This is a genomic window from Pseudomonas sp. IT-P294 (genome assembly GCF_949767865.1).
Classification (GTDB): Bacteria; Pseudomonadota; Gammaproteobacteria; order Pseudomonadales; family Pseudomonadaceae; genus Aquipseudomonas.
Window position 1 is genome coordinate 97,519 of record NZ_CATKQW010000033.1, and the last position, 22,072, is coordinate 119,590.

Below are 22,072 nucleotides of genomic sequence, written 5' to 3' on the forward strand. Positions count from 1 at the left end.
AAAACCCGAATAGTGACGGATTATTGGCATGGCGAAGAGCGACGCAGCAGTAAAAGACCCCGCAACCAAAGGCAAGATCAAGCTGATCATTTTGATCGTGGTGGCTCTGCTGCTGGCGATTGGCGTGTCTGTGGGGGCGACCTGGTTTTTCATGCACAGCGCCCAGAGCAAACCTGCTGAGGCGCAACCGGCCGTGGTCGGCAAGCAGCCAGCGATCTTCGAACCGATGGCCCCGGCCTTCGTGGCCAATTACAACGTGAACGGTCGCCAGCGCTACATGCAGGTGAGCATCACCCTGCAAGGTCGCAATCAGGCCGACCTCGAAGCGCTCAAAGTGCACATGCCGGTGATCCGCAACAACCTGGTGATGCTGTTCTCCGGCCAGGATTTCGCCACGCTGGCGACGCCGGTCGGCCAGGAGATGTTGCGTCAGAAGGCCACGGCCAGCGTCCAGGAAGTGGCGCAGAAAGAACTCGGCAAAGTGGTGATCGAACAGCTGCTTTTCACTAATTTCGTACTGCAGTAGGAACACGACATGGCCGTGCAAGACCTGCTGTCCCAGGATGAGATCGATGCGCTGTTGCATGGTGTCGACGATGGTCTGGTACAGACCGATAACGTTGCTGAACCCGGCAGCGTCAAAAGCTACGACTTGACGAGCCAGGATCGTATCGTCCGCGGACGCATGCCGACCCTGGAAATGATCAACGAGCGTTTCGCCCGCTACACCCGCATCAGCATGTTCAACATGCTGCGCCGCTCGGCAGACGTTGCCGTCGGTGGTGTGCAGGTGATGAAGTTTGGCGAGTACGTGCACTCGCTGTACGTCCCGACCAGCCTCAACCTGGTCAAGATCAAGCCGTTGCGCGGCACCGCTCTGTTCATCCTCGACGCCAAGCTGGTGTTCAAGCTGGTGGACAACTTTTTTGGTGGCGACGGTCGTCACGCCAAGATCGAAGGACGTGAATTCACCCCCACCGAACTGCGCGTGGTGCGCATGGTGCTGGAGCAGGCCTTCGTCGATTTGAAGGAAGCCTGGCAGGCGATCATGGAAGTGAACTTCGAGTACATCAACTCCGAAGTGAACCCGGCCATGGCCAACATCGTCGGCCCGAGCGAGGCCGTCGTCGTGTCGACGTTCCACATCGAACTCGATGGTGGTGGCGGCGACCTGCACGTAACCATGCCGTACTCGATGATCGAGCCGGTGCGCGAGATGCTCGATGCCGGCTTCCAGTCGGACCTGGACGACCAGGACGAGCGCTGGATCAACGCCTTGCGCCAGGACGTGCTGGATGTCGACGTGCCGATCGGTGCCACGGTTGCCCGTCGCCAGTTGCGTTTGCGCGACATTCTGCACATGCAGCCGGGGGACGTGATCCCGGTCGACATGCCGGAAGAAATGATCATGCGCGCCAACGGCGTGCCGGCCTTCAAGGTCAAGATGGGCTCGCACAAAGGCAACCTCGCGTTGCAGGTGATCGAGCCGATCGAGCGCCGCTGACCGGCGCTCCAATCCCCCCTTTAATTCGCTGCTCTTGATTGAGCAGTTGCCCGCCGAGGACACATGATGAACGACGATATGAACGCCCAGGACGACCAGGCACTGGCTGATGAATGGGCCGCGGCCCTGGAAGAAACCGGAGACGCCGGGCAGGCCGATATCGATGCGCTGCTGGCGGCCGATAGCGGTTCGTCGGGCTCCAACCGTCTGCAGATGGAAGAGTTCGGCAGCGTGCCGAAGAATCACGAGCCGGTCACCCTGGACGGTCCGAACCTGGACGTGATCCTCGACATCCCGGTGTCGATTTCCATGGAAGTGGGCAGCACCGACATCAACATCCGTAACCTGCTGCAACTCAACCAGGGCTCGGTGATCGAGCTGGATCGCCTGGCCGGTGAGCCGCTGGACGTACTGGTCAACGGCACCCTTATCGCTCACGGCGAAGTGGTTGTGGTCAACGAGAAGTTCGGCATTCGCCTGACCGACGTGATCAGCCCAAGCGAACGCATCAAGAAGCTGCGCTAAGTGAAAAAGGTTCTGGGTGCTTTGCCGGGATTGCTGCTGGCGTTGCCGTTCAGTGTTCTGGCTGCCGAGCCGGTGGTGAGCGCTGCGACGGTCGCTGCTGCGCCGGTGGTCAACAGTGGTGTGGCCGGGCAATTGACGCAGTTGGTGTTCGGTTTGCTGCTGGTACTGGGGTTGATTTTCTTCCTCGCCTGGCTGTTGCGCCGGGTCCAGCAGGCCGGGCCGGCGGGCAAAGGGCAGGTGATCGAGCTGATCGGCTCGCGCGCGCTGGGCCCGCGTGACCGTTTGATGCTGGTACAGGTCGGCAACGAGCAGATCCTGCTTGGCTTGAGCCCTGGCACCATCACCGCGCTGCACGTGCTCAAGGAGCCGGTGCAAGTGCCTGGCGGTACCGAGAAAGCGACTCCGGAGTTTGCCCAGCATCTGTTAAGGATGCTCGGCAAGGATCAGAAGGATAAGAAGTAATGGGTGCGTTACGCATCGTCTTGACGCTGGCCCTGGTGCTGGCCGCGCCGCTGGCGTTCGCCGCCGATCCGTTGTCGATCCCGGCGATCACCTTGGGCACCAATGCCAACGGCGCCCAGGAATACTCGGTCAGTCTGCAAATCCTGCTGATCATGACCGCGCTGAGTTTTATCCCGGCGTTCGTCATGCTGATGACCAGTTTCACCCGGATCATCATCGTCTTCTCGATCCTGCGTCAGGCCCTGGGCTTGCAGCAGACGCCGTCGAACCAGATCCTCACCGGCATGGCGCTGTTCCTGACGCTGTTCATCATGGCGCCGGTATTCGACCGGGTGAATCAGGACGCCTTGCAGCCGTACCTGGCGGAAAAACTCACCGCCCAGGATGCCGTGGCCAAGGCCCAGGTGCCGATCAAGGATTTCATGCTGGCCCAGACGCGCAGCAGCGATCTCGAGCTGTTCATGCGCCTGTCCAAGCGCACCGACATCGCTTCGCCGGATCAGGCGCCGCTGACCATTCTGGTCCCGGCGTTCGTCACGTCAGAGCTTAAAACCGCGTTCCAGATTGGCTTCATGATCTTCATTCCGTTCCTGATCATCGACCTGGTCGTGGCCAGTGTGCTGATGGCGATGGGCATGATGATGCTTTCGCCGCTGATCATTTCCCTGCCATTCAAGATCATGCTGTTTGTGCTGGTGGATGGCTGGGCGTTGATAATCGGTACGTTGGCCAGCAGTTTCGGAGGTGTTTCGCCATGACGCCAGAAGTCGCCGTAGACATCTTTCGCGACGCCCTGTGGCTGACCACCATGATGGTCGCGGTGCTGGTGATTCCGAGTCTGCTGGTCGGCCTGTTGGTGGCGATGTTCCAGGCGGCGACCCAGATCAACGAACAGACCCTGAGCTTCTTGCCGCGTCTGCTGGTGATGCTGGTGACGCTGATCGTCGCCGGCCCTTGGCTAGTGCAGACCTTCATGGAATACATCCAGCGCTTGTACGGCAGTATTCCCATGGTCATCGGCTAATTCATGTCGTCGCTGCTGCAACTGACCGATACCCAGATCAGCACCTGGGTGGCGACGTTCATGTTGCCGCTGTTTCGCGTCGGCACGATGCTGATGGTCATGCCGATTTTTGGCACAACCCTGGTCCCCCGGCGGGTGCGGGCCTATCTGGCCCTGGCGATTACGGTCGTGATCACCCCGGCACTACCGCCGATGCCGCCGGTCAATCCGCTGGACCTCAGCGGCCTGCTGCTGATTGGCGAACAGATCCTTATCGGTGCAGTGCTGGGTTTCTCCCTTCAGTTGTTCTTCCAGGCCTTTGTGGTGGCCGGGCAGATTGTCGCGATTCAGATGGGCATGGGCTTCGCGTCCATGGTCGACCCTACCAACGGTGTGTCGGTGGCGGTGATCGGGCAGTTCTTCACCATGCTGGTGACGCTGATGTTCCTGGGGATGAATGGTCACCTGGTGGTCTTCGAAGTGCTCACCGAAAGCTTTACCACGCTGCCGGTCGGCAGTGGGTTCATGGTCAATCATTACTGGGAAATGGCCGGTAAGCTCGGTTGGGTGCTGGGTGCCGCGTTAGTGCTGGTGCTGCCGGCAATCACCGCGTTGCTGGTGGTCAATATCGCGTTTGGCGTGATGACCCGGGCGGCGCCGCAGCTGAACATTTTCTCCATCGGTTTTCCGCTGACCCTGGTACTCGGGATGTTCATTCTCTGGGTCAGCCTGGGTGACATCCTCAATCAGTACCAACCCATGGCCATCGAGGCCTTGCAGTTGTTGCGCGAACTGGCACAGGCGCGCTGAGTCATGGCTGAGAGCGAAAGCGGTCAAGACAAAACAGAAGACCCCACGGACAAGCGCAAGAAAGACTCCCGCGACAAAGGCGAGGTGGCGCGATCCAAGGAACTCAACACCCTGGCGATCATGCTTGTTGGCGCCAGTGCGCTGCTGATTTTCGGCGGTGCCCTGGCACAAGACATGATGGAGCTGATGCGCATCAACTTCTCGCTGCCTCGGGAAGTGATCATGGACCAGAAATCCATGGCCAATTACTTGCTGCGCTCGGGGCAAATCGGCTTGTGGGCGATTCAGCCCATCATGATCTCGTTGGTGCTGGCGGCGATCATCGGCCCGATTTCCTTGGGCGGCTGGCTGTTTGCGTTCAGCTCCATGGCGCCGAAGTTCAGCCGGATGAACCCGCTCAGTGGCCTCAAGCGGATGTTTTCCACCAAGGCGCTGGTGGAGCTGATCAAGGCGTTTGCCAAATTCATCATCGTCCTGTTTGTGGCGCTCGCAGTGTTGTCGTCGGACATCGCTGACTTACAGCGCATCGCCCATGAGCCGTTGGAAATGGCGATCATTCACAGCCTGCAAGTGGTGGGCTGGAGTACGTTGTGGATGGCCTGCGGGCTGATCATCATCGCTGCCGTCGATGTGCCGGTGCAGCTGTGGGAAAGCCACAAGAAACTGCTGATGACCAAGCAGGAAGTGCGCGACGAGCATAAGGATCAGGAAGGGCGACCGGAGGTCAAGCAGCGGATTCGTCAACTGCAGCGCGAAATGTCCCAGCGCCGGATGATGGCGGCGATCCCGGAGGCCGACGTGGTCATCACCAACCCGACCCACTACGCCGTCGCCCTCAAATACGATCCGGAGAAGGGTGGCGCGCCGATGCTACTGGCCAAGGGCAGCGACTTCCTGGCGTTGAAGATTCGTGAAATCGCCGTGGCCAACAACGTGCTTCTGCTCGAATCGCCGGCCCTGGCGCGCTCGATCTATTACTCCACAGAGCTGGAGCAGGAAATTCCCGGTGGGCTGTACCTGGCGGTTGCCCAGGTACTGGCCTACGTCTACCAGATTCGCCAGCACCGCGCGGGCAAGGGCAAGCGCCCGGACCCGCTCAAGGACGACTTGCCGATTCCACCGGATCTGCGTCGCGATTCCTGAAAAACTCACTGGCAGTGCCGGCCCCATCGCGGGCAAGCCCGCTCCCGCATTTGTTCGCATTTCCTCAGGAAGAACTCGGTTGCCTGTGGGAGCGGGCTTGTCCGCGATGAGGTCAGCCCAGGCAGCACAATGTCCCCAGGTAAACCCTCTATTTCAAACGTCTGCAAAAGTTGGAAGGCTTCTTGCAATAGCCGCCCTGCGCCTGCTCTGGGCGTCAAAAGTTTGCTTTAAAGAAACGGGGAAAACCGGTGGATCGCTCTCAGTTACTCAACACTGCCCGCACAAACGTTGCCGAGTTAAGTCGGGGCAACCTGGGTGTGCCGTTGTTGCTGCTGGTCATGCTGGCGATGATGATGTTGCCGGTGCCGCCGTTTCTGCTGGACGTGTTCTTCACGTTCAACATTGCGCTGTCGATCGTCGTACTGCTGGTTTGCGTGTACGCCTTGCGGCCGCTGGATTTCGCCGTCTTCCCGACCATCCTGCTCGTGGCGACGTTGATGCGCCTGGCGCTGAACGTGGCCTCCACGCGGGTGGTAATGCTCCATGGTCAGGAAGGGCATGCCGCCGCAGGTAAGGTGATCCAGGCCTTCGGTGAGGTGGTGATCGGCGGTAACTACGTGGTCGGTATCGTGGTCTTCGCGATCTTGATGATCATCAACTTCGTCGTGGTGACCAAGGGTGCCGGGCGGATTTCCGAGGTGAGCGCGCGCTTCACCCTCGATGCGATGCCCGGCAAACAGATGGCCATCGACGCCGACCTCAACGCCGGCCTGATCGATCAGAACCAGGCCAAGCTGCGCCGCATGGAAGTCGCCCAGGAAGCCGAGTTCTACGGTTCCATGGACGGTGCCAGCAAATTTGTGCGCGGTGACGCCATCGCCGGTCTGCTGATTCTGTTCATCAACCTGATTGGCGGCATGGCGGTCGGGATCTTCCAGCACGGCATGAGCTTCGGCGACGCCGGCAAGGTTTACGCGCTGTTGACCATTGGTGACGGTTTGGTGGCGCAATTGCCATCACTGCTGTTGTCCACAGCGGCCGCGATCATGGTGACCCGTGCTTCCGGTTCGGAAGACATGGGCAAGCAGATCGGTCGCCAGATGTTCGCCTCGCCGAAAGCGTTGGCCGTCGCCGCAGGTTTGATGGCGGTGATGGGGCTGGTGCCCGGCATGCCGCACTTCTCCTTTCTCAGCATGGCAGCCCTGGCGGCCGGCGGTGCGTACCTGTTCTGGAAAAAACAGAACGTGGTCAAGGTTCAGGCCTTGCAAGAGGTCAAGCGCCAGCAGGAGCTGCTGCCATCGCCGGCCCGCGCCATGGAAACCAAGGAGCTTGGCTGGGACGACGTGACGCCGATCGACATGATCGGGCTGGAAGTCGGCTATCGCCTGATCCCGCTGGTTGATCGCAATCAGGGTGGTCAGTTGCTGGCGCGGATCAAGGGCGTGCGCAAGAAGCTCTCCCAGGACCTGGGCTTCCTGATGCCGACTGTGCACATCCGTGACAACCTCGACCTCGCGCCGAGTGCCTATCGCCTTACGTTGATGGGGGTGATCCTGGCGGAAGCGGAGATTTACCCGGATCGCGAACTGGCGATCAACCCGGGGCAGGTCTACGGCACGCTCAATGGCATAACCGCCAAAGATCCGGCTTTTGGTCTGGAGGCGGTCTGGATCGAAATCAGTCAGCGCGCCCAGGCTCAATCGCTGGGTTACACCGTGGTCGATGCCAGCACGGTCGTGGCGACCCACTTGAACCAGATTCTTTACAAGCACTCGAGCGAACTGATCGGTCACGAAGAAGTCCAGCAACTCATGCAATTGCTGGCCAAAAGCTCACCCAAGCTGGCTGAAGAGCTGGTGCCGGGTGTGGTGTCGCTGTCGCAACTGCTCAAGGTGTTGCAGGCGTTGTTGGCTGAACAGGTGCCGGTGCGCGACATTCGCAGCATCGCCGAGGCCATCGCCAACAATGCCGCCAAGAGTCAAGATACCGCCGCGCTGGTCGCTGCGGTGCGCGTCGGCGTATCCCGTGCAATCGTCCAAAGCATTGTGGGGACTGACTCCGAGCTGCCAGTTATCACTCTGGAGCCAAGGTTGGAACAGATATTGCTCAATAGTCTTCAGAAGGCAGGACAAGGCTCGGAAGAGGGCGTTCTGTTGGAGCCAAGCATGGCTGAGAAGCTGCAACGCTCGTTGATCGAAGCGGCGCAGCGTCAGGAGATGCAAGGTCAGCCGGTGATTCTGCTGGTGGCCGGTCCGGTTCGCGCAATGTTGTCGCGATTCGGCCGACTGGCAGTCCCGGGTTTGCATGTGTTGGCTTACCAGGAAATTCCTGACAACAAGCAAGTGACCATCGTTGCGACAGTAGGGCCCAACGGCTGAGGTAGTGGTTTATGCAAGTTAAGCGTTTTTTCGCCGCCGATATGCGTCAGGCCATGAAACTGGTTCGTGATGAGCTGGGCGCTGATGCCGCCATTATCGGCAATCGCCGGATCGCCGGCGGTGTCGAACTGACGGCTGCCCTCGATTACAAATTGTCGGCGCTGGCCCCTCGTGTTCCGAACATGGAACTCGAGGATGAGCTGCGCAAGACCCAGTCGCGGATCGTCACCGCCCAGGCCGAATTGAGCCTGCGTGGCGAAGGCGAGACCGACGGCGACAAAACCACCAATCGGCAGTTGTTCGCCGGTCTGCCGTTGACCGCCGCCGAACCGCTGATCGAGCCAACTTACACCCAACCCCGTCGTGCAGCGCCGGCCCCTGCGCCAGCGGCAGGCGGCGTCGATCCTCGGGCGTTCGACTCGATGCGTTTCGAGCTCAACAGCCTGCGCGAACTGATGGAAGTACAACTCGGCTCCCTGGCCTGGAATCAGCTGCAAGGCAGCCGCCCGGCCCAGGCCAACCTCTGGCGTCGACTGCAACGCATCGGCTTGTCCGGTCCGTTGTCGCGCGATCTGCTGGCAATGATTACCGATATTGAAGAACCTCGTCAGGCCTGGCGCATGCTGCTGGCGCACCTGGCGCGGATGATCGCCACACCGGAAGTCGAGCCACTGGAAGAGGGCGGCGTGATTGCCATGGTCGGCCCCGCCGGCATGGGCAAGACCACCACCCTGGCCAAGCTCGCGGCGCGTTATGTGCTCAAGTACGGCGCGCAAAACATCGCGCTGGTGAGCATGGACAGCTACCGTATCGGTGCTCAGGAACAACTCAAGACGCTGGGCCGGATCCTCAATGTGTCGGTGACCCACGTTGATCCGGGCCAGTCGCTGGTCCAGGCACTGGAACCCTTGCTGCGCAAACGCGTGGTGCTGATCGATACCGCTGGCCTGCAGGCCAGCGATCCGGCACTGCGCATGCAGCTCGAAAGCCTGGCCGGACGAGGCATCAAATCAAAAAATTACCTGGTGTTGGCAACCACCAGCCAAAAACAGGTTCTAACCGCCGCTTATCACAGTTACAAACGCTGCGGGCTCGCTGGCTGCATCCTGACTAAACTGGATGAAACGGCAAGTCTGGGAGAGGTGTTAAGCCTGGCAATCAGTCATGAATTGCCGGTGGCCTACCTGACGGATGGCCCGCGGATTCCGGATGATTTGCATCTGCCGCGTCGTCATCAGTTGGTCAGTCGCGCCGTTAGCGTGCAAATGCAGGAAGAACCCAGCGAAGAAGCCATGGCTGACATGTTCGCTGATATTTACCACAGTCCGACCAAGCAGGTTGGCTGAGGTAGTAATGAACAGTTTTCATACCTACATCGATGGTCTGCCATGCATTGTTCCGTTTGAGAACGCGCAGCCAGTAATGTGGCCTCCGTCTATGCAAGACAAGGTAAAGAAATAACATGGGCAGCATGCATCCCGTACAGGTGATCGCGGTGACCGGCGGCAAGGGTGGCGTCGGCAAGACTAACGTGTCAGTGAATTTGTCACTGGCCCTGGCTGAGCTCGGCCGTCGCGTCATGCTGTTGGACGCCGACCTGGGGTTGGCGAACGTTGACGTCCTGCTGGGACTGACACCCAAACGTACCCTGGCCGACGTGATCGAAGGCCGCTGTGAGCTGCGCGACGTTCTGTTGCAGGGCCCCGGCGGCATCCGCATCGTCCCGGCCGCGTCCGGCACCCAAAGCATGGTTCATCTGAGCCCGGCTCAACACGCCGGCCTGATCCAGGCCTTCAGCGACATCGGCGACAACCTCGATGTCCTGGTGATCGATACAGCTGCAGGTATTGGTGACTCGGTAGTCAGTTTTGTTCGCGCCGCGCAAGAAGTCTTGCTGGTGGTGTGCGACGAGCCGACCTCGATCACGGACGCCTACGCACTGATCAAGTTGCTGAACCGCGATTACGGCATGAACCGCTTCCGCGTGCTGGCCAACATGGCGCAGAGCCCGCAGGAAGGTCGCAACCTGTTCGCCAAGTTGACCAAGGTCACGGATCGCTTCCTTGACGTCGCCCTACAATACGTCGGCGCCGTGCCTTACGACGAAAGCGTACGCAAGGCCGTGCAGAAGCAGCGCGCCGTCTATGAAGCCTTCCCGCGCTCCAAATGCGCCCTGGCGTTCAAGGCGATTGCGCAGAAGGTCGATACCTGGCCGTTGCCTGCCAACCCGCGTGGGCACCTGGAGTTTTTCGTTGAGCGTCTCGTGCAACAGACCGCAGGACCCGTCCTATGACAGCCAGTGGCTACAACCTCTACAAGAAGTCGGCACGTGACGCGCAGTACGAGCTGATCGAGCGTTACGCGCCACTGGTCAAACGCATTGCTTACCACCTGCTGGCACGTCTGCCAGCCAGTGTTCAGGTTGAAGATCTGATCCAGGCCGGAATGATCGGCCTGCTTGAAGTGTCGACCAAATATGACGCCAGCAAGGGCGCGAGTTTCGAGACATACGCGGGCATTCGAATCCGCGGCGCGATGCTCGATGAAGTTCGCAAGGGGGACTGGGCGCCACGTTCGGTCCACCGCAATACCCGCATGGTCAGCGACGCAATTCGCTCTATTGAAGCTAAAACCGGTCGTGACGCTAAAGATCACGAAGTTGCGGCCGAACTCCAATTGAGTCTCGACGATTATTACGGGATTTTGAACGACACCCTGGGCAGCCGGTTATTCAGTTTCGACGATCTGTTGCAGGACGGCGAACACGAAGGGCTGCACGAGGATGGCGCGAGTGCACATCTGGAACCGTCACGCGATCTGGAAGATGAACGCTTCCAGGCGGCGCTGGCGGACGCGATTGCCAATTTGCCGGAGCGTGAGCGACTGGTGTTGGCGCTGTACTACGACGAAGAGCTGAACCTCAAGGAAATCGGTGAGGTCCTTGGGGTCAGCGAATCCCGGGTCAGCCAGTTACACAGCCAGTGCGCGGCCCGCTTGCGGGGGCGTTTGGGGGAGTGGCGAGCGCGCTGAAGGCAGTGTGGGGACACTGCGAGCGGGACCGGTGCGGGATTAGCTGCACCGGTCGCGATCTGTTGTGCTCCAGACAGTCATCGAGTGCATTGCCGGATTGATTGAAATGGCGTGTCCAGGTGCTGGGCGCGTTTAAGACTGCTTGGAGGTCGAATTGGACAAGAACATGAAAATCCTCATCGTTGATGACTTCTCAACGATGCGGCGGATCATAAAAAACCTGTTGCGTGACCTTGGGTTCACCAACACGGTCGAGGCTGACGATGGCACTACCGCCATTCCGGTTCTCAACAGCGGCAGCATCGACTTTCTGGTAACGGACTGGAACATGCCTGGCATGACCGGCATCGATCTGCTGCGCCACGTGCGCGCCGATGAAAAGCTCAAGCACCTGCCAGTGCTGATGGTCACCGCTGAAGCCAAGCGCGAGCAGATCATCGAAGCGGCCCAGGCCGGTGTTAACGGCTATGTGGTCAAACCCTTCACGGCCCAGGCGTTGAAAGAAAAAATCGAAAAGATTTTCGAACGCATCGGTTGAGACACTGCGTCACCGGGGGAGCTATGGACAATAACGAATCTTCACAGGGCGATTTTGAATCGACCCTGAAAAAACACGCGGTCGAATTGGTCAACAGCCTTGAAAAGGGCAAGTTCGGCGACGCAGTGCAACTGATCCATGAGCTCAATCAGACCCGTGACCGCGGCCTGTATCAGGAGGTGGGCAAGCTCACTCGCGAGCTGCATAGCGCGATCGTCAATTTCCAGATTGACCCGAACATGCCGCAAGCCGAGGAAGTGTCCCAGATCACCGATGCCGCCGAGCGTCTGGGGTACGTGGTCAAGCTGACCGAGGCCGCCGCCAACCGCACCATGGATCTGGTGGAGAACGCCACACCGCTGGTCAACGGCCTGAGCCAGGAAGCCCAGGCGTTGAGCGCGGATTGGGGGCGGTTCATGCGCCGTGAAGTCGGGGCTGAAGAGTTCCGCGAACTGGCTCGTCGGGTCGACGGTTTCCTGACACGCAGCAGCGAAGACAATCGCACGGTGTCGAGCAACCTCAACGACATCCTGCTGGCTCAGGATTACCAGGACCTCACCGGTCAGGTGATCAAGCGTGTGACCCAATTGGTCACCGAAGTTGAAAGCAATCTGCTCAAGCTCGTGCTCATGGCCAGCCAGGTAGACCGCTTTGCGGGCATCGAGCATGACCGTGAAGCGATGCTGGCTGAAAAAGATCCACAAAAACATCTCTCTCAGGGTGAAGGTCCGCAGATTCATGCCGATAAAAGAGAAGACGTTGTGTCCGGTCAGGACGATGTGGACGATTTGTTATCCAGCCTAGGATTTTAGAGTTTCAGCATTCTAGGTTTTTTAGGTTTTTAGACCTTTAGGAGCACCCCCCTTAATGAGCTTCGGCGCCGATGAAGAGATCCTTCAGGATTTCCTGGTTGAGGCCGGCGAGATTCTAGAGCAACTGTCCGAACAGCTGGTCGAGCTTGAAAGTCGACCTGATGATGCGGACCTGCTCAATGCAATTTTTCGCGGTTTTCACACTGTAAAAGGGGGCGCCGGCTTCCTCCAGCTCAACGAGCTGGTGGAGTGCTGTCACATCGCCGAGAACGTGTTCGACATCCTGCGCAAGGGTGAGCGGCGCGTCGACTCGGAACTGATGGACGTTGTTCTCGAAGCGCTGGATGCGGTGAACAGCATGTTCACCGAAGTCCGCGAACGCAGCCCGATTACGGCTGCGACGCCAGAATTGCTTGCGGCACTGGCCCGTCTGGCCGAGCCGCAGATGGCCGACGAAGCTGCACCGGTGGCCGAAGTGGTCCAGGCTCCGGTCGCTGAAGAGTCGGGCGACATCACCGATAACGAATTCGAACAACTGCTGGACTCGCTGAACGCCGTCAAGGCTCAGGCTGAGGCGCCGGCGGCTGCGCCGGTGCAATCGGCACAAGCGGCGGCCAGTGACGAAATCACCGATGCCGAGTTCGAGTCGTTACTCGATCAACTGCACGGCAAAGGCCAGTTTGCTGTCGATGCGGTGGCAGCGCCTGCTCCTGCGGCACCGGCTGCCCCGAAGGCGGCAGGCGACAGCTCCGACATCACCGACGACGAATTCGAGGCATTGCTCGACCAGTTGCACGGCAAGGGTAACTTTGCCGTTGATGCGCTGGAGTCGGCCATTGCCTCGGTTCCAGCCCCGGCTGCGCCGACCGCTAAAGCGGCTGGCGGTGATCTGATCTCCGATCACGAATTCGAATCACTGCTCGACGAATTGCATGGCAAAGGCAAGTTCACCGAAGTGGGCACCGGCACCGTGGTGACCGCTCCTGCCGCCAAGGCGCCTGCTGCCGCAGCGAAACCAGAACCTAAAGTTGAAGCGCCGAAACCGGCTGCCGCTGCTGCACCGGCACCGGCTCGCGCCGCGCCGTCCGCGCCGCCACCGGAAAAACCGGCGAGTGAAGCCGAGACCACCGTGCGGGTCGATACCGCGCGTCTCGACGAAATCATGAACATGGTGGGCGAACTGGTATTGGTGCGTAACCGCTTGGTCCGTCTGGGCCTCAACAGCGGCGACGAAGCCATGTCCAAGGCCGTGTCGAACCTCGACGTGGTCACGGCCGACCTGCAGACCGCGGTGATGAAGACCCGGATGCAACCGATCAAGAAGGTCTTCGGGCGCTTCCCGCGTCTGGTTCGCGACCTGGCTCGCCAGCTCAAGAAAGAGATCATCCTGGAGCTGGTCGGCGAAGAAACCGACCTCGACAAGAACCTCGTCGAGGCCCTGGCCGACCCGCTGGTCCACTTGGTGCGCAACGCGGTCGACCACGGCATCGAGTCGCCGGAAGAGCGCGAAGCCTCGGGCAAGTCCCGCGGCGGTAAAGTGATCCTCGCGGCCGAACAGGAAGGCGACCACATCCTGCTGTCGATCTCCGATGACGGCAAAGGCATGGACCCGAACGTCCTGCGTTCCATCGCGGTAAAACGCGGTGTGATGGACAAGGACGCGGCCGATCGCCTGAGCGATACCGAGTGCTACAACCTGATTTTTGCACCCGGGTTCTCGACCAAGACCGAGATCTCCGACGTGTCGGGCCGTGGCGTGGGCATGGACGTGGTGAAAACCAAGATTTCCCAGCTCAACGGTTCGATCAACATCTACTCGACCAAGGGCCAGGGCTCGAAGATCGTCATCAAGGTCCCGTTGACCCTGGCGATCATGCCGACGCTGATGGTCATGCTCGGCAACCAGGCGTTTGCGTTCCCGCTGGTGAACGTCAACGAGATCTTCCACCTCGACCTCTCGACCACCAACGTGGTGGACGGCCAGGAAGTGGTGATCGTGCGGGACAAGGCGCTGCCGTTGTTCTACCTCAAGCGCTGGCTGGTCAGCTCCGCCGCTCACGAAGAGCAGCGCGAAGGCCATGTGGTGATCCTTTCGGTGGGCACTCAGCGGATCGGCTTCGTCGTCGATCAACTGGTGGGCCAGGAAGAAGTGGTCATCAAGCCATTGGGCAAAATGCTCCAGGGAACCCCGGGCATGTCGGGCGCCACCATTACCGGTGACGGTCGCATCGCGCTGATTCTCGATGTTCCGAGCATGCTCAAGCGTTACGCCACGCGGCGTATTTGATTCTGGTGGAGCGGGGCGACCAAGCCTCGCTCCGTCTAACGGAGTGTTTATGGCAGTCAAAGTCCTGGTGGTGGACGATTCGGGGTTTTTCCGCCGCCGCGTCTCGGAAATTCTTTCAGCGGATCCGAATATCCAGGTCGTCGGTACGGCGACCAACGGAAAAGAGGCGATCGATCAAGCGCTGGCCCTCAAGCCAGACGTGATCACCATGGACTACGAGATGCCGATGATGGATGGCATCACAGCGGTGCGGCACATCATGCAGCGCTGCCCGACCCCGGTGTTGATGTTCTCCTCGCTGACCCACGAAGGCGCTCGCGTTACCCTCGATGCGCTGGACGCCGGTGCAGTGGATTTCCTGCCGAAGAATTTCGAAGACATCTCCCGTAACCCGGAGAAGGTCAAGCAACTGCTGTGCGAGAAGATTCTCAGCATCTCGCGCAGTAATCGTCGTGCCAACACCTACAGCGCGCCGGCCCCGGTCGCCGCGCCAGCCCCTGCGCCTTCGAGCGTCAGTAGCTACGGCAGCAGCGTGCCTGCGCGTCCGGCAGCGGCACCGGTTCCGGCGCGTAGCTACGCCCCGACATCGGCCCCGACATCGACGGGCCCGTCCTCTCCAGCGCCGAAACGCAAAGCCTACAAACTGGTGGCCATCGGCACGTCCACGGGCGGTCCGGTTGCCTTGCAACGGGTGTTGACCCAGCTGCCGGCCAATTTCCCGGCTCCGATCGTGCTGATCCAGCACATGCCGGCCGCCTTCACCAAGGCGTTCGCCGAGCGTCTGGACAAGCTGTGCCGCATCAGCGTCAAGGAAGCCGAGGATGGCGACATCCTGCGTCCGGGCCTGGCGCTGCTGGCACCGGGTGGTAAACAAATGATGATCGACGGCCGTGGCGCGGTGAAAATCCTGCCGGGCGACGAGCGCCTCAATTACAAACCGTGCGTGGACATCACCTTCGGTTCGGCAGCCAAATCCTACGGCGACAAAGTTCTGGCGGTCGTTCTGACCGGCATGGGCGCCGACGGTCGTGAAGGGGCGCGTCTGCTCAAACAGGGTGGCAGTGCAATCTGGGCCCAGGATGAAGCGAGCTGCGTGATCTACGGCATGCCGATGGCCATCGTCAAAGCTGACCTCGCTGACGCGATTTACAGCCTGGACGACATTGGCAGGCACCTGGCCGAGGCGTGCATCTGATGGATGTTTTAAGCCTTATCGGGATCATCATGGCGTTCGTCGCCATCGTTGGTGGCAACTACCTGGAAGGTGGTCACCTTGGGGCGCTGGCCAACGGCCCGGCCGCGCTGATCGTCATCGGCGGGACCATTGGCGCAGCCTTGTTGCAATCGCCGATGAGCGCCTTCAAGCGCGCCTTGCAAATCCTTGGCTGGATTCTGTTTCCCCCCCGCGTCGATCTGGCCGGTGGCGTTGATCGCGTAGTGAACTGGAGCCTGACGGCTCGCAAGGAAGGTTTGCTCGGTCTGGAAGGTGTGGCCGATGCCGAACCCGACAGCTACTCGCGCAAAGGACTGCAACTGCTGGTGGATGGCGCCGAACCGGAAGCGATTCGCAGCATTCTGGAAGTGGATTTCTACACCCAGGAAAGCCGCGACATCGAGGCCGCCAAAGTCTTTGAAAGCATGGGCGGCTACGCGCCGACCATCGGCATCATCGGTGCGGTGATGGGCCTGATTCATGTCATGGGCAACCTGGGCGATCCTTCGCAACTGGGCAGCGGCATTGCCGTGGCCTTCGTTGCGACCATCTACGGCGTGGCCAGTGCCAACCTGGTGTTGCTGCCGATTGCCGCCAAGCTCAAGTCTGTCGCGTTGCGCCAGTCGCGTTATCGCGAAATGTTGCTGGAAGGGATCCTGTCGATCGCCGAAGGTGAAAACCCTCGCTCTATTGAGTTGAAGCTTCAGGGCTTCATGGATTGATGGGGGATATGGATCATGGCTCGTCGTCGCCAACCTGAAGAGCATGTAAACCACGAGCGCTGGTTGGTTTCCTACGCCGACTTCATCACGTTGCTGTTCGCGTTCTTCGTGGTGATGTACTCGATTTCGTCGATCAACGAAGGCAAGTACAAGGTCATTTCCGAGGCGCTGATCGGAGTCTTTACCGACAGCGATCACGCCCTCAAGCCGATTCCGATCGGTGAAGAGCGACCGCTGACGGTGACCCCGGCCAAACCGCTGGTCAAAGACGCCGAGCAGGTTGACGCAGGTATTGCCGGAGCCAGCGATCCGCTGAAAAGCATCGCCGATGACATCAGCGCGGCGTTCGGCGACTTGATCAAGTCCAACCAGATGACCGTGCGCGGCAACGAGTTGTGGGTCGAGATCGAACTCAACTCCAGCCTGTTGTTCGGCAGCGGCGACGCCATGCCCAGCGACATGGCGTTCAACATCATCGACAAGGTTGCGCATATTCTGAAGCCGTTCGACAACCCGATTCACGTCGAAGGCTTTACCGACGATCAGCCGATTCGTACCGCGCAATACCCGACCAACTGGGAGCTGTCCTCGGCTCGTTCGGCGAGCATCGTGCGCATGCTGGCGATGCAGGGCGTCAACCCGGGTCGCCTGGCGTCGGTGGGCTACGGCGAGTTCCAGCCAGTGGCCAATAACGCCACCGCCGAGGGCCGGGCACGCAACCGTCGCGTTGTGCTGGTCGTGTCGCGAAATCTCGATGTACGCCGCAGCCTCACGGGCACCGGAACCGCTAATGCAAAACCGGACGCCGCGTTGAAGCGTGCTGGCACACAAACTGCACCGACCCCGGTCAAGTCGCCGGGACGAGAGAGCGCCGTCAATTCTCCGTCACCTGTATTAACACGTTGAGCTATTTCTCGATCGACCTTGTCGATCGGGAGGAACAATCCGAATGAGAGTCTGGGCCGTTGCCAATCAAAAGGGTGGTGTTGGTAAAACCACTTCCTCTATCGCTTTAGCCGGTTTACTGGCGGAGGCGGGCAAGCGCGTGGTCGTGGTCGATCTCGATCCGCACGGCTCCATGACCAGCTACTTCGGCTACGACCCCGATAGCCTCGAACACAGCAGCTACGACCTGTTCCTGCACAAGGGCAGCGTGCCGCAAGGCTTGCCCGGTCAATTGCTGCTGCCGACCAGTCATGAACATATTTCGCTGTTGCCATCGAGCACTGCGCTGGCCACGCTTGAACGTCAGTCGCCGGGCCAGAGCGGTTTGGGCCTGGTGATCGCCAAGAGCCTTGCGCAGTTGTGGCAGGACTTCGATTACGCCGTCATCGACAGCCCACCTTTGCTCGGCGTGCTGATGGTCAATGCCTTGGCGGCGAGCCAGCAATTGGTGATCCCGGTGCAGACCGAGCACCTGGCCGTCAAAGGCCTGAAACGCATGGTCAACACCCTGGCGATGATCAACCGCTCACGCAAAGTGGCGTTGCCGTTCACCATCATTCCGACCCTGTTCGACCGCCGCACCCAGGCTTCCCTCGGGACGCTTCGGGTGCTGCGCGACAAATACCCGGAAGAAATCTGGCAGGGCTACATCCCGGTCGATACCCGTCTGCGTGACGCCAGCCGGGCGGGGCTGACGCCTTCGCAATTTGATGGCAAGAGCCGTGGCGTTCTCGCGTATCGCGCATTGCTCAAGCATTTGCTGGCCGCACAACTTGTCCCGCAGGTGGCGTGAGATGAATCGGCCGGTGAAAATCACGTCGCGCCCGCAACTTGCGCTCCAGTCTTACCTGGACAGCTTGCTGATGGAGGCGACCGAAGAATTGCCGCTGGAAGTCGAGGCGGTTGCTCAAGTCATCGAGGTCGTTGAAACGGTCGAGGTTGAAGCGGCGCTGGATGAATTCCAGGCGGCGGTGCTCGAAGAGCAGGCCCGCGATGCGCACCAACCGGCTGTCGTCGCGGCCCCGGTTACCCCCGTCGTTGAGCCAGCGCCGGTCGCGGTGATCGAAGCGCCGGCACCGATTCTGGCACCGGTCTCCACGCTCGCGCCGCTGCTGCAAACCCTGGTGCCGCCGGTCGTCGAAGTCCACCTGCCGCCGAGCAACACGCCGCCACCGGTGGAAACCGACGGTCGTCCGTCATGGGCCGCCGAACCGTTCGAATGCCTGCTGTTCGATGTCGCCGGATTGACCCTGGCGGTGCCGCTGGTATGCCTGGGGTCCATTTATTCCCTGGCAGGCCACGAGCTGACGCCGCTGTTCGGCCAACCGGAATGGTTTCTCGGAATCCTGCCGAGCCAGGCCGGCAACCTGAAAGTCCTGGACACCGCGCGCTGGGTCATGCCCGACCGCTACCGCGACGATTTCCGCCAAGGCCTGCAATACGTCATTTCGGTTCAGGGTTACGAATGGGGGCTGGCGGTGCACCAGGTCAGCCGTTCGTTGCGCCTGGACCCGAACGAAATCAAATGGAGAAGTCATCGAGGTCAGCGGCCGTGGCTCGCCGGCACGGTGATTGAGCACATGTGTGCGCTGCTGGACGTTTCCGAGCTGGCCGAGTTGATCGCCAGTGGCGGGGCAAAGCACATGAGCGGCAGCAAGCCACTACATAAACCGACAAAACAGCCGACATAACAAGTATGCGACGGCATTGTTGAATGCCGCCACACAGAACACACGCCGCCAGAAGCGGTTTTTCGAGGGGTCAGGGTATGAGTAATCAAGCGACGAATGCAAAAGGTTCTGAAGATCCGATCCTGCAATGGGTAACCTTCAAACTGGACAACGAAACCTACGGCATCAACGTGATGCGCGTTCAGGAAGTCCTGCGTTACACCGAAATCGCCCCGGTCCCGGGTGCTCCGAGCTACGTGCTGGGCATCATCAACCTGCGCGGTAACGTGGTCACTGTGATCGACACCCGTCAGCGCTTCGGCCTGATGAATGCCGAAATCAGCGACAACACCCGTATCGTCATCATCGAAGCCGACAAGCAAGTGGTCGGGATCATGGTCGACAGCGTGGCCGAAGTGGTCTACCTGCGTCAGTCGGAAATCGAAACCGCGCCAAACGTCGGTAACGAAGAATCCGCCAAGTTCATTCAAGGCGTGTGCAACAAGAACAACGAACTGCTGATCCTGGTCGAGCTGGACAAGATGATGAGCGAAGAAGAATGGTCGGATCTGGAGAACATCTGATTGATTCTTGAGGTAGCGGTCATTGTCCTGTTCCTATTCTGGGCAGGCACGCTGGCAATGTTTCTGGCGTACATTCGCGCTCAACGGCTGCTAGCCGCGCAACAGGCCCAGGGTGACGCACTGCGCGATCAGCGCATCAAGGACCTGGGCAAGCGCGTCGACGACTATCAAAGTGGCAGCGTGCGCATGGGTGAAGCCCTGCACGAACTGCGCGCCGTGGTCAGCCCTCTGCCGGACAAACTGGCCCAGCTGGAGCAGCGTGACCCCTCGAGCCTGTCGTTTGCCCAAGCGGCGCGGCTGGTGGGGATGGGCGCTACCGTTGACGAACTGACTCAGTCTTGCGGCTTGACCCAGGCTGAGGCGGAGTTGATGCGTAAGCTACATAAAAACTGACAAAACTGATCGCGAGAAGGCTCGCTCTCACAGGTGATGGGGTAAAACGCAAATTGCGTAAACGCCGCCAAACCCTGTAGGAGCGGGCTTGCCCGCGATGGCGTCCTAGAAGTCTCAGTAATCATCCCCGCGCTCGGTAACGTCTTTCTCCACCCTCGGCGCATTTGGATCATGACCCGCCGGAAACTTGCCCTTCAGATTCCAGGCAAACGCAATGATCTCGGCAATCGTGCGATACAACTCCTCCGGAATACTCTCCCCCAATTCCATCCGCGCCAGCAGCTTCACCAGCTCGGCGTTTTCATAGATTGGCACCTCGTAATCGCGGGCAATCTGCAGAATGGCTTCGGCCAGTTCTTCATCGCCTTTGGCCGTGAGGGTCGGGGCGTGGGTGCCGTCGTATTTGAGGGCGATGGCCTGGCGTGGGGTGTCATTATTTCTCATGCGGTTTCGTCGACCCAGCGTTGTTCGAGGCGGGTTTGGGTGCCTTGTGGCGGTGCGCCGAGGTGGCAGTCGAGATCGCCAACGTTCAGTCCGCAATCCAGCAGGCGCTGGCGCAGCGCGGCCAGATTGCTTTCGATCAGGCTCGCGGTGTACGGCCGTTCAGCCCAAAGCTGGCTGGACAGGCTGCCCTTGATTAACTGCGCCTGAATCTGCAATGGGCCCAGGGGCTCCATGTCAAACGCCAGGTCTACGCGCCACAGTTGCTGTTTCGGCTCGCGTTCGTCGCGGCGTTCGTGCGGTGGTTCTTTTTCGGGCGCTTCTTCGCGCTGGAACTTGACCTGCAACGGCACGATGTCCTGCAGGTTGCGCATCGGGATTTCCAGCTGCCAGGTGCTGAGCAGTCGACCATCGTCCGTCACGCCGGTCTGTTCCAGGCTCGACAGTTGATGACTTTGCAGGCGCGAAACCGCCGCCGCTGCCAGGCGCAACAAATGCTCCAGATCGTTTTCACCGTCCTGGCTCTGCAGCAGGCGTTCGGGGAGCGGGAAACTGGTCGGTTGCGGTTTGGCGCTGACCTGGCCGAGCATGCCGAGGGCGCTGCGCACGAAGCTTGGCATGCTCTGGACCAACGTATTGGCGGCGATGATCGCGTTGAGAGTGGTATTGGCCGGCAGCCCTGGCGTCAGTTGCGCGATCAGCTTGAGCAGATCGCCTTTCATGTCCGGCGCCAGCGTCGGGTTCTGCCCGGTGAGCAATTTCGCTTCAAGGAACAGGCCGCTATTGGCCAGCGCTTGAGCGAGGCCTTTGGGCGTACTGAGTTGTTGAACGTCCGGCAAACCGGCCAGCAGTTTTTCCACGGCACTGCGCAGGTCGCTGGACGTCTGGTCCGACGGCGACAGGTTTTGCAGCGCGTTGATCAATCCATCCAATGACCCTTGGCGGCTCTGCTGGCTGACCAGTTGCTGGGTGATCGCCAGTTGCTCTTGACGGTTACTCAACGGCACGAATTTCAATGTTTGCGTGTCCTGCACCAAGGCGCTCAACAGGGTGCCGATGCGCAAGGGCGTCGGGCTGTCGATGCTCAGCGTGCTGCCACTCAACGCGGTGTTGAGCAAGCTCACCATCGAGCGAAACACCGTGGGCTGGCCCGGCACCTGCGGCAGCACTTGCGAGGTCAGCACTTTGCCTTGCAGCAAGGTGCCGACCGGGAGTTGCGCCGTATCGATGCGGGTGAGGGTGGCCACGCTGGACGCGATGGCCTGTTGTACGGTGATCGCCAGGTTGCTAGCCGACGGTTGGGTAATTGCCAGGCTGGTGCCTTGGGGCAGCGGTTGGGTGCTGGTGGCCTGAACCGTGGTCTGACGGCCGCTATCCAGGGTGACTTTGAGCAACAGTTGAAAGCTCTGATCCGCCTGCTTGAGCGACAGCACTTCGGCCTGGGCCGTTTGGCCGGCGCTGATCAGACCCTCCATCGGCGTCATCAGCTTGAGCAGGTCGCCACTCGTCACCAAGGGCCGCGATGTCGCGGGCGTGGTCTGCGGTAGCGGGAGGATGTTCATTTCGCCTGTCATACGCGGTCACAACCTGAGGAAAATGCACTCTTTAGAGT

The 22,072-nt window shown here is 60.2% G+C and carries 24 protein-coding genes; 22 read left to right on the top strand and 2 right to left on the bottom strand.

What is annotated here, in order from left to right; translation table 11 throughout:
* Positions 1–28: 28 nt before the first annotated feature.
* The 22 genes from fliL (at position 29) to ACM6I0_RS19520 (ending at position 20,019) form a co-directional block, all read left to right on the top strand.
* Positions 29–526 carry a flagellar basal body-associated protein FliL gene (fliL, locus tag ACM6I0_RS19415; protein ID WP_285434776.1) on the top strand — a complete coding sequence of 166 codons (498 nt, stop codon included), beginning with the start codon at positions 29–31 and terminating at the stop codon, positions 524–526.
* A 9-nt stretch (positions 527–535) separates the two neighbouring features.
* Complete coding sequence (gene fliM / locus ACM6I0_RS19420) at positions 536–1,504, top strand: flagellar motor switch protein FliM (protein WP_090181552.1); 969 nt, start codon at positions 536–538, stop codon at positions 1,502–1,504.
* Positions 1,505–1,570: 66 nt separating this feature from the next.
* Positions 1,571–2,029 (top strand): flagellar motor switch protein FliN, encoded by a 459-nt coding sequence (fliN, locus tag ACM6I0_RS19425; protein WP_285434778.1) that lies wholly within the window; start codon positions 1,571–1,573, stop codon positions 2,027–2,029.
* A complete protein-coding gene (gene fliO / locus ACM6I0_RS19430) occupies positions 2,030–2,491 on the top strand; it encodes a flagellar biosynthetic protein FliO (RefSeq protein WP_414923047.1) in 462 nt (153 codons plus the stop codon).
* Entirely contained in the window at positions 2,491–3,249 is a 759-nt protein-coding gene (gene fliP, locus ACM6I0_RS19435; protein WP_285434781.1) for a flagellar type III secretion system pore protein FliP, read from the top strand. Before fliO ends, fliP begins: the two co-directional genes overlap by 1 nt.
* A complete protein-coding gene (gene fliQ, locus ACM6I0_RS19440; protein ID WP_054049350.1) occupies positions 3,246–3,515 on the top strand; it encodes a flagellar biosynthesis protein FliQ in 270 nt (89 codons plus the stop codon). The genes fliP and fliQ overlap by 4 nt, the downstream gene beginning before the upstream one ends.
* 3 nt (positions 3,516–3,518) lie before the next feature.
* On the top strand, positions 3,519–4,304 hold the full coding sequence (fliR, locus tag ACM6I0_RS19445) for a flagellar biosynthetic protein FliR (protein ID WP_285434782.1): 786 nt from the start codon (positions 3,519–3,521) through the stop codon (positions 4,302–4,304).
* A gap of 3 nt (positions 4,305–4,307) precedes the next feature.
* Positions 4,308–5,447: a flagellar biosynthesis protein FlhB gene (flhB, locus tag ACM6I0_RS19450; protein WP_285434784.1), complete on the top strand. Its 1,140-nt coding sequence runs from the start codon at positions 4,308–4,310 to the stop codon at positions 5,445–5,447.
* Between the two features lie 248 nt (positions 5,448–5,695).
* Entirely contained in the window at positions 5,696–7,825 is a 2,130-nt protein-coding gene (flhA, locus tag ACM6I0_RS19455; protein WP_285434785.1) for a flagellar biosynthesis protein FlhA, read from the top strand.
* Between the two features lie 11 nt (positions 7,826–7,836).
* A complete protein-coding gene (gene flhF, locus ACM6I0_RS19460; RefSeq protein WP_090181562.1) occupies positions 7,837–9,171 on the top strand; it encodes a flagellar biosynthesis protein FlhF in 1,335 nt (444 codons plus the stop codon).
* A 116-nt stretch (positions 9,172–9,287) separates the two neighbouring features.
* On the top strand, positions 9,288–10,118 hold the full coding sequence (gene fleN, locus ACM6I0_RS19465; protein ID WP_003222917.1) for a flagellar synthesis regulator FleN: 831 nt from the start codon (positions 9,288–9,290) through the stop codon (positions 10,116–10,118).
* A complete protein-coding gene (gene fliA / locus ACM6I0_RS19470) occupies positions 10,115–10,855 on the top strand; it encodes an RNA polymerase sigma factor FliA (protein WP_007894214.1) in 741 nt (246 codons plus the stop codon). The genes fleN and fliA overlap by 4 nt, the downstream gene beginning before the upstream one ends.
* Before the next feature lie 166 nt (positions 10,856–11,021).
* Positions 11,022–11,393, top strand: a complete 372-nt coding sequence (locus ACM6I0_RS19475; protein ID WP_003183998.1) for a chemotaxis response regulator CheY — start codon at positions 11,022–11,024, stop codon at positions 11,391–11,393.
* A 23-nt stretch (positions 11,394–11,416) separates the two neighbouring features.
* Positions 11,417–12,205: a protein phosphatase CheZ gene (locus tag ACM6I0_RS19480; RefSeq protein ID WP_285434787.1), complete on the top strand. Its 789-nt coding sequence runs from the start codon at positions 11,417–11,419 to the stop codon at positions 12,203–12,205.
* Positions 12,206–12,260: 55 nt separating this feature from the next.
* Positions 12,261–14,492, top strand: coding sequence for a chemotaxis protein CheA (locus ACM6I0_RS19485; RefSeq protein ID WP_414923048.1), 2,232 nt, complete (start codon positions 12,261–12,263; stop codon positions 14,490–14,492).
* A 49-nt stretch (positions 14,493–14,541) separates the two neighbouring features.
* A complete protein-coding gene (locus tag ACM6I0_RS19490; protein WP_285434790.1) occupies positions 14,542–15,687 on the top strand; it encodes a protein-glutamate methylesterase/protein-glutamine glutaminase in 1,146 nt (381 codons plus the stop codon).
* Positions 15,687–16,427 (top strand): flagellar motor protein, encoded by a 741-nt coding sequence (locus ACM6I0_RS19495; protein WP_285434792.1) that lies wholly within the window; start codon positions 15,687–15,689, stop codon positions 16,425–16,427. Before ACM6I0_RS19490 ends, ACM6I0_RS19495 begins: the two co-directional genes overlap by 1 nt.
* 15 nt (positions 16,428–16,442) lie before the next feature.
* Positions 16,443–17,333, top strand: coding sequence for a flagellar motor protein MotD (motD, locus tag ACM6I0_RS19500; RefSeq protein ID WP_285434793.1), 891 nt, complete (start codon positions 16,443–16,445; stop codon positions 17,331–17,333).
* Positions 17,334–17,376: 43 nt separating this feature from the next.
* Positions 17,377–18,165, top strand: a complete 789-nt coding sequence (locus tag ACM6I0_RS19505; RefSeq protein WP_414923049.1) for a ParA family protein — start codon at positions 17,377–17,379, stop codon at positions 18,163–18,165.
* 1 nt (position 18,166) lies between these two features.
* Positions 18,167–19,063 (top strand): CheW domain-containing protein, encoded by an 897-nt coding sequence (locus ACM6I0_RS19510; protein WP_285434794.1) that lies wholly within the window; start codon positions 18,167–18,169, stop codon positions 19,061–19,063.
* A gap of 77 nt (positions 19,064–19,140) precedes the next feature.
* Complete coding sequence (locus ACM6I0_RS19515; RefSeq protein ID WP_008155806.1) at positions 19,141–19,626, top strand: chemotaxis protein CheW; 486 nt, start codon at positions 19,141–19,143, stop codon at positions 19,624–19,626.
* The gene (locus tag ACM6I0_RS19520) at positions 19,627–20,019 is read left to right on the top strand and encodes a DUF2802 domain-containing protein (RefSeq protein WP_222585257.1); all 393 of its coding nucleotides are present in this window, start codon (positions 19,627–19,629) and stop codon (positions 20,017–20,019) included.
* Positions 20,020–20,133: 114 nt separating this feature from the next.
* On the opposite strand, the gene ACM6I0_RS19525 is transcribed toward ACM6I0_RS19520, so the two are convergent.
* Both ACM6I0_RS19525 and ACM6I0_RS19530 read right to left on the bottom strand, forming a co-directional pair.
* A complete protein-coding gene (locus tag ACM6I0_RS19525; RefSeq protein WP_285434797.1) occupies positions 20,134–20,463 on the bottom strand; it encodes an EscU/YscU/HrcU family type III secretion system export apparatus switch protein in 330 nt (109 codons plus the stop codon).
* Entirely contained in the window at positions 20,460–22,034 is a 1,575-nt protein-coding gene (locus tag ACM6I0_RS19530; protein ID WP_414923050.1) for a flagellar hook-length control protein FliK, read from the bottom strand. Before ACM6I0_RS19530 ends, ACM6I0_RS19525 begins: the two co-directional genes overlap by 4 nt.
* Positions 22,035–22,072: the final 38 nt, after the last annotated feature.

Coding starts and splice junctions, on each gene's coding strand:
- fliL (WP_285434776.1), top strand. CDS start 29: ATGGCGAAGAGCGACGCAGCAGTAAAAGACCCCGCAACCAAAGGCAAG.
- fliM (WP_090181552.1), top strand. CDS start 536: ATGGCCGTGCAAGACCTGCTGTCCCAGGATGAGATCGATGCGCTGTTG.
- fliN (WP_285434778.1), top strand. CDS start 1,571: ATGAACGACGATATGAACGCCCAGGACGACCAGGCACTGGCTGATGAA.
- fliP (WP_285434781.1), top strand. CDS start 2,491: ATGGGTGCGTTACGCATCGTCTTGACGCTGGCCCTGGTGCTGGCCGCG.
- fliQ (WP_054049350.1), top strand. CDS start 3,246: ATGACGCCAGAAGTCGCCGTAGACATCTTTCGCGACGCCCTGTGGCTG.
- fliR (WP_285434782.1), top strand. CDS start 3,519: ATGTCGTCGCTGCTGCAACTGACCGATACCCAGATCAGCACCTGGGTG.
- flhB (WP_285434784.1), top strand. CDS start 4,308: ATGGCTGAGAGCGAAAGCGGTCAAGACAAAACAGAAGACCCCACGGAC.
- flhF (WP_090181562.1), top strand. CDS start 7,837: ATGCAAGTTAAGCGTTTTTTCGCCGCCGATATGCGTCAGGCCATGAAA.
- fleN (WP_003222917.1), top strand. CDS start 9,288: ATGGGCAGCATGCATCCCGTACAGGTGATCGCGGTGACCGGCGGCAAG.
- fliA (WP_007894214.1), top strand. CDS start 10,115: ATGACAGCCAGTGGCTACAACCTCTACAAGAAGTCGGCACGTGACGCG.
- ACM6I0_RS19475 (WP_003183998.1), top strand. CDS start 11,022: ATGAAAATCCTCATCGTTGATGACTTCTCAACGATGCGGCGGATCATA.
- ACM6I0_RS19480 (WP_285434787.1), top strand. CDS start 11,417: ATGGACAATAACGAATCTTCACAGGGCGATTTTGAATCGACCCTGAAA.
- ACM6I0_RS19485 (WP_414923048.1), top strand. CDS start 12,261: ATGAGCTTCGGCGCCGATGAAGAGATCCTTCAGGATTTCCTGGTTGAG.
- ACM6I0_RS19490 (WP_285434790.1), top strand. CDS start 14,542: ATGGCAGTCAAAGTCCTGGTGGTGGACGATTCGGGGTTTTTCCGCCGC.
- ACM6I0_RS19495 (WP_285434792.1), top strand. CDS start 15,687: ATGGATGTTTTAAGCCTTATCGGGATCATCATGGCGTTCGTCGCCATC.
- motD (WP_285434793.1), top strand. CDS start 16,443: ATGGCTCGTCGTCGCCAACCTGAAGAGCATGTAAACCACGAGCGCTGG.
- ACM6I0_RS19505 (WP_414923049.1), top strand. CDS start 17,377: ATGAGAGTCTGGGCCGTTGCCAATCAAAAGGGTGGTGTTGGTAAAACC.
- ACM6I0_RS19510 (WP_285434794.1), top strand. CDS start 18,167: ATGAATCGGCCGGTGAAAATCACGTCGCGCCCGCAACTTGCGCTCCAG.
- ACM6I0_RS19515 (WP_008155806.1), top strand. CDS start 19,141: ATGAGTAATCAAGCGACGAATGCAAAAGGTTCTGAAGATCCGATCCTG.
- ACM6I0_RS19525 (WP_285434797.1), bottom strand. CDS start 20,463: ATGAGAAATAATGACACCCCACGCCAGGCCATCGCCCTCAAATACGAC.
- ACM6I0_RS19530 (WP_414923050.1), bottom strand. CDS start 22,034: ATGACAGGCGAAATGAACATCCTCCCGCTACCGCAGACCACGCCCGCG.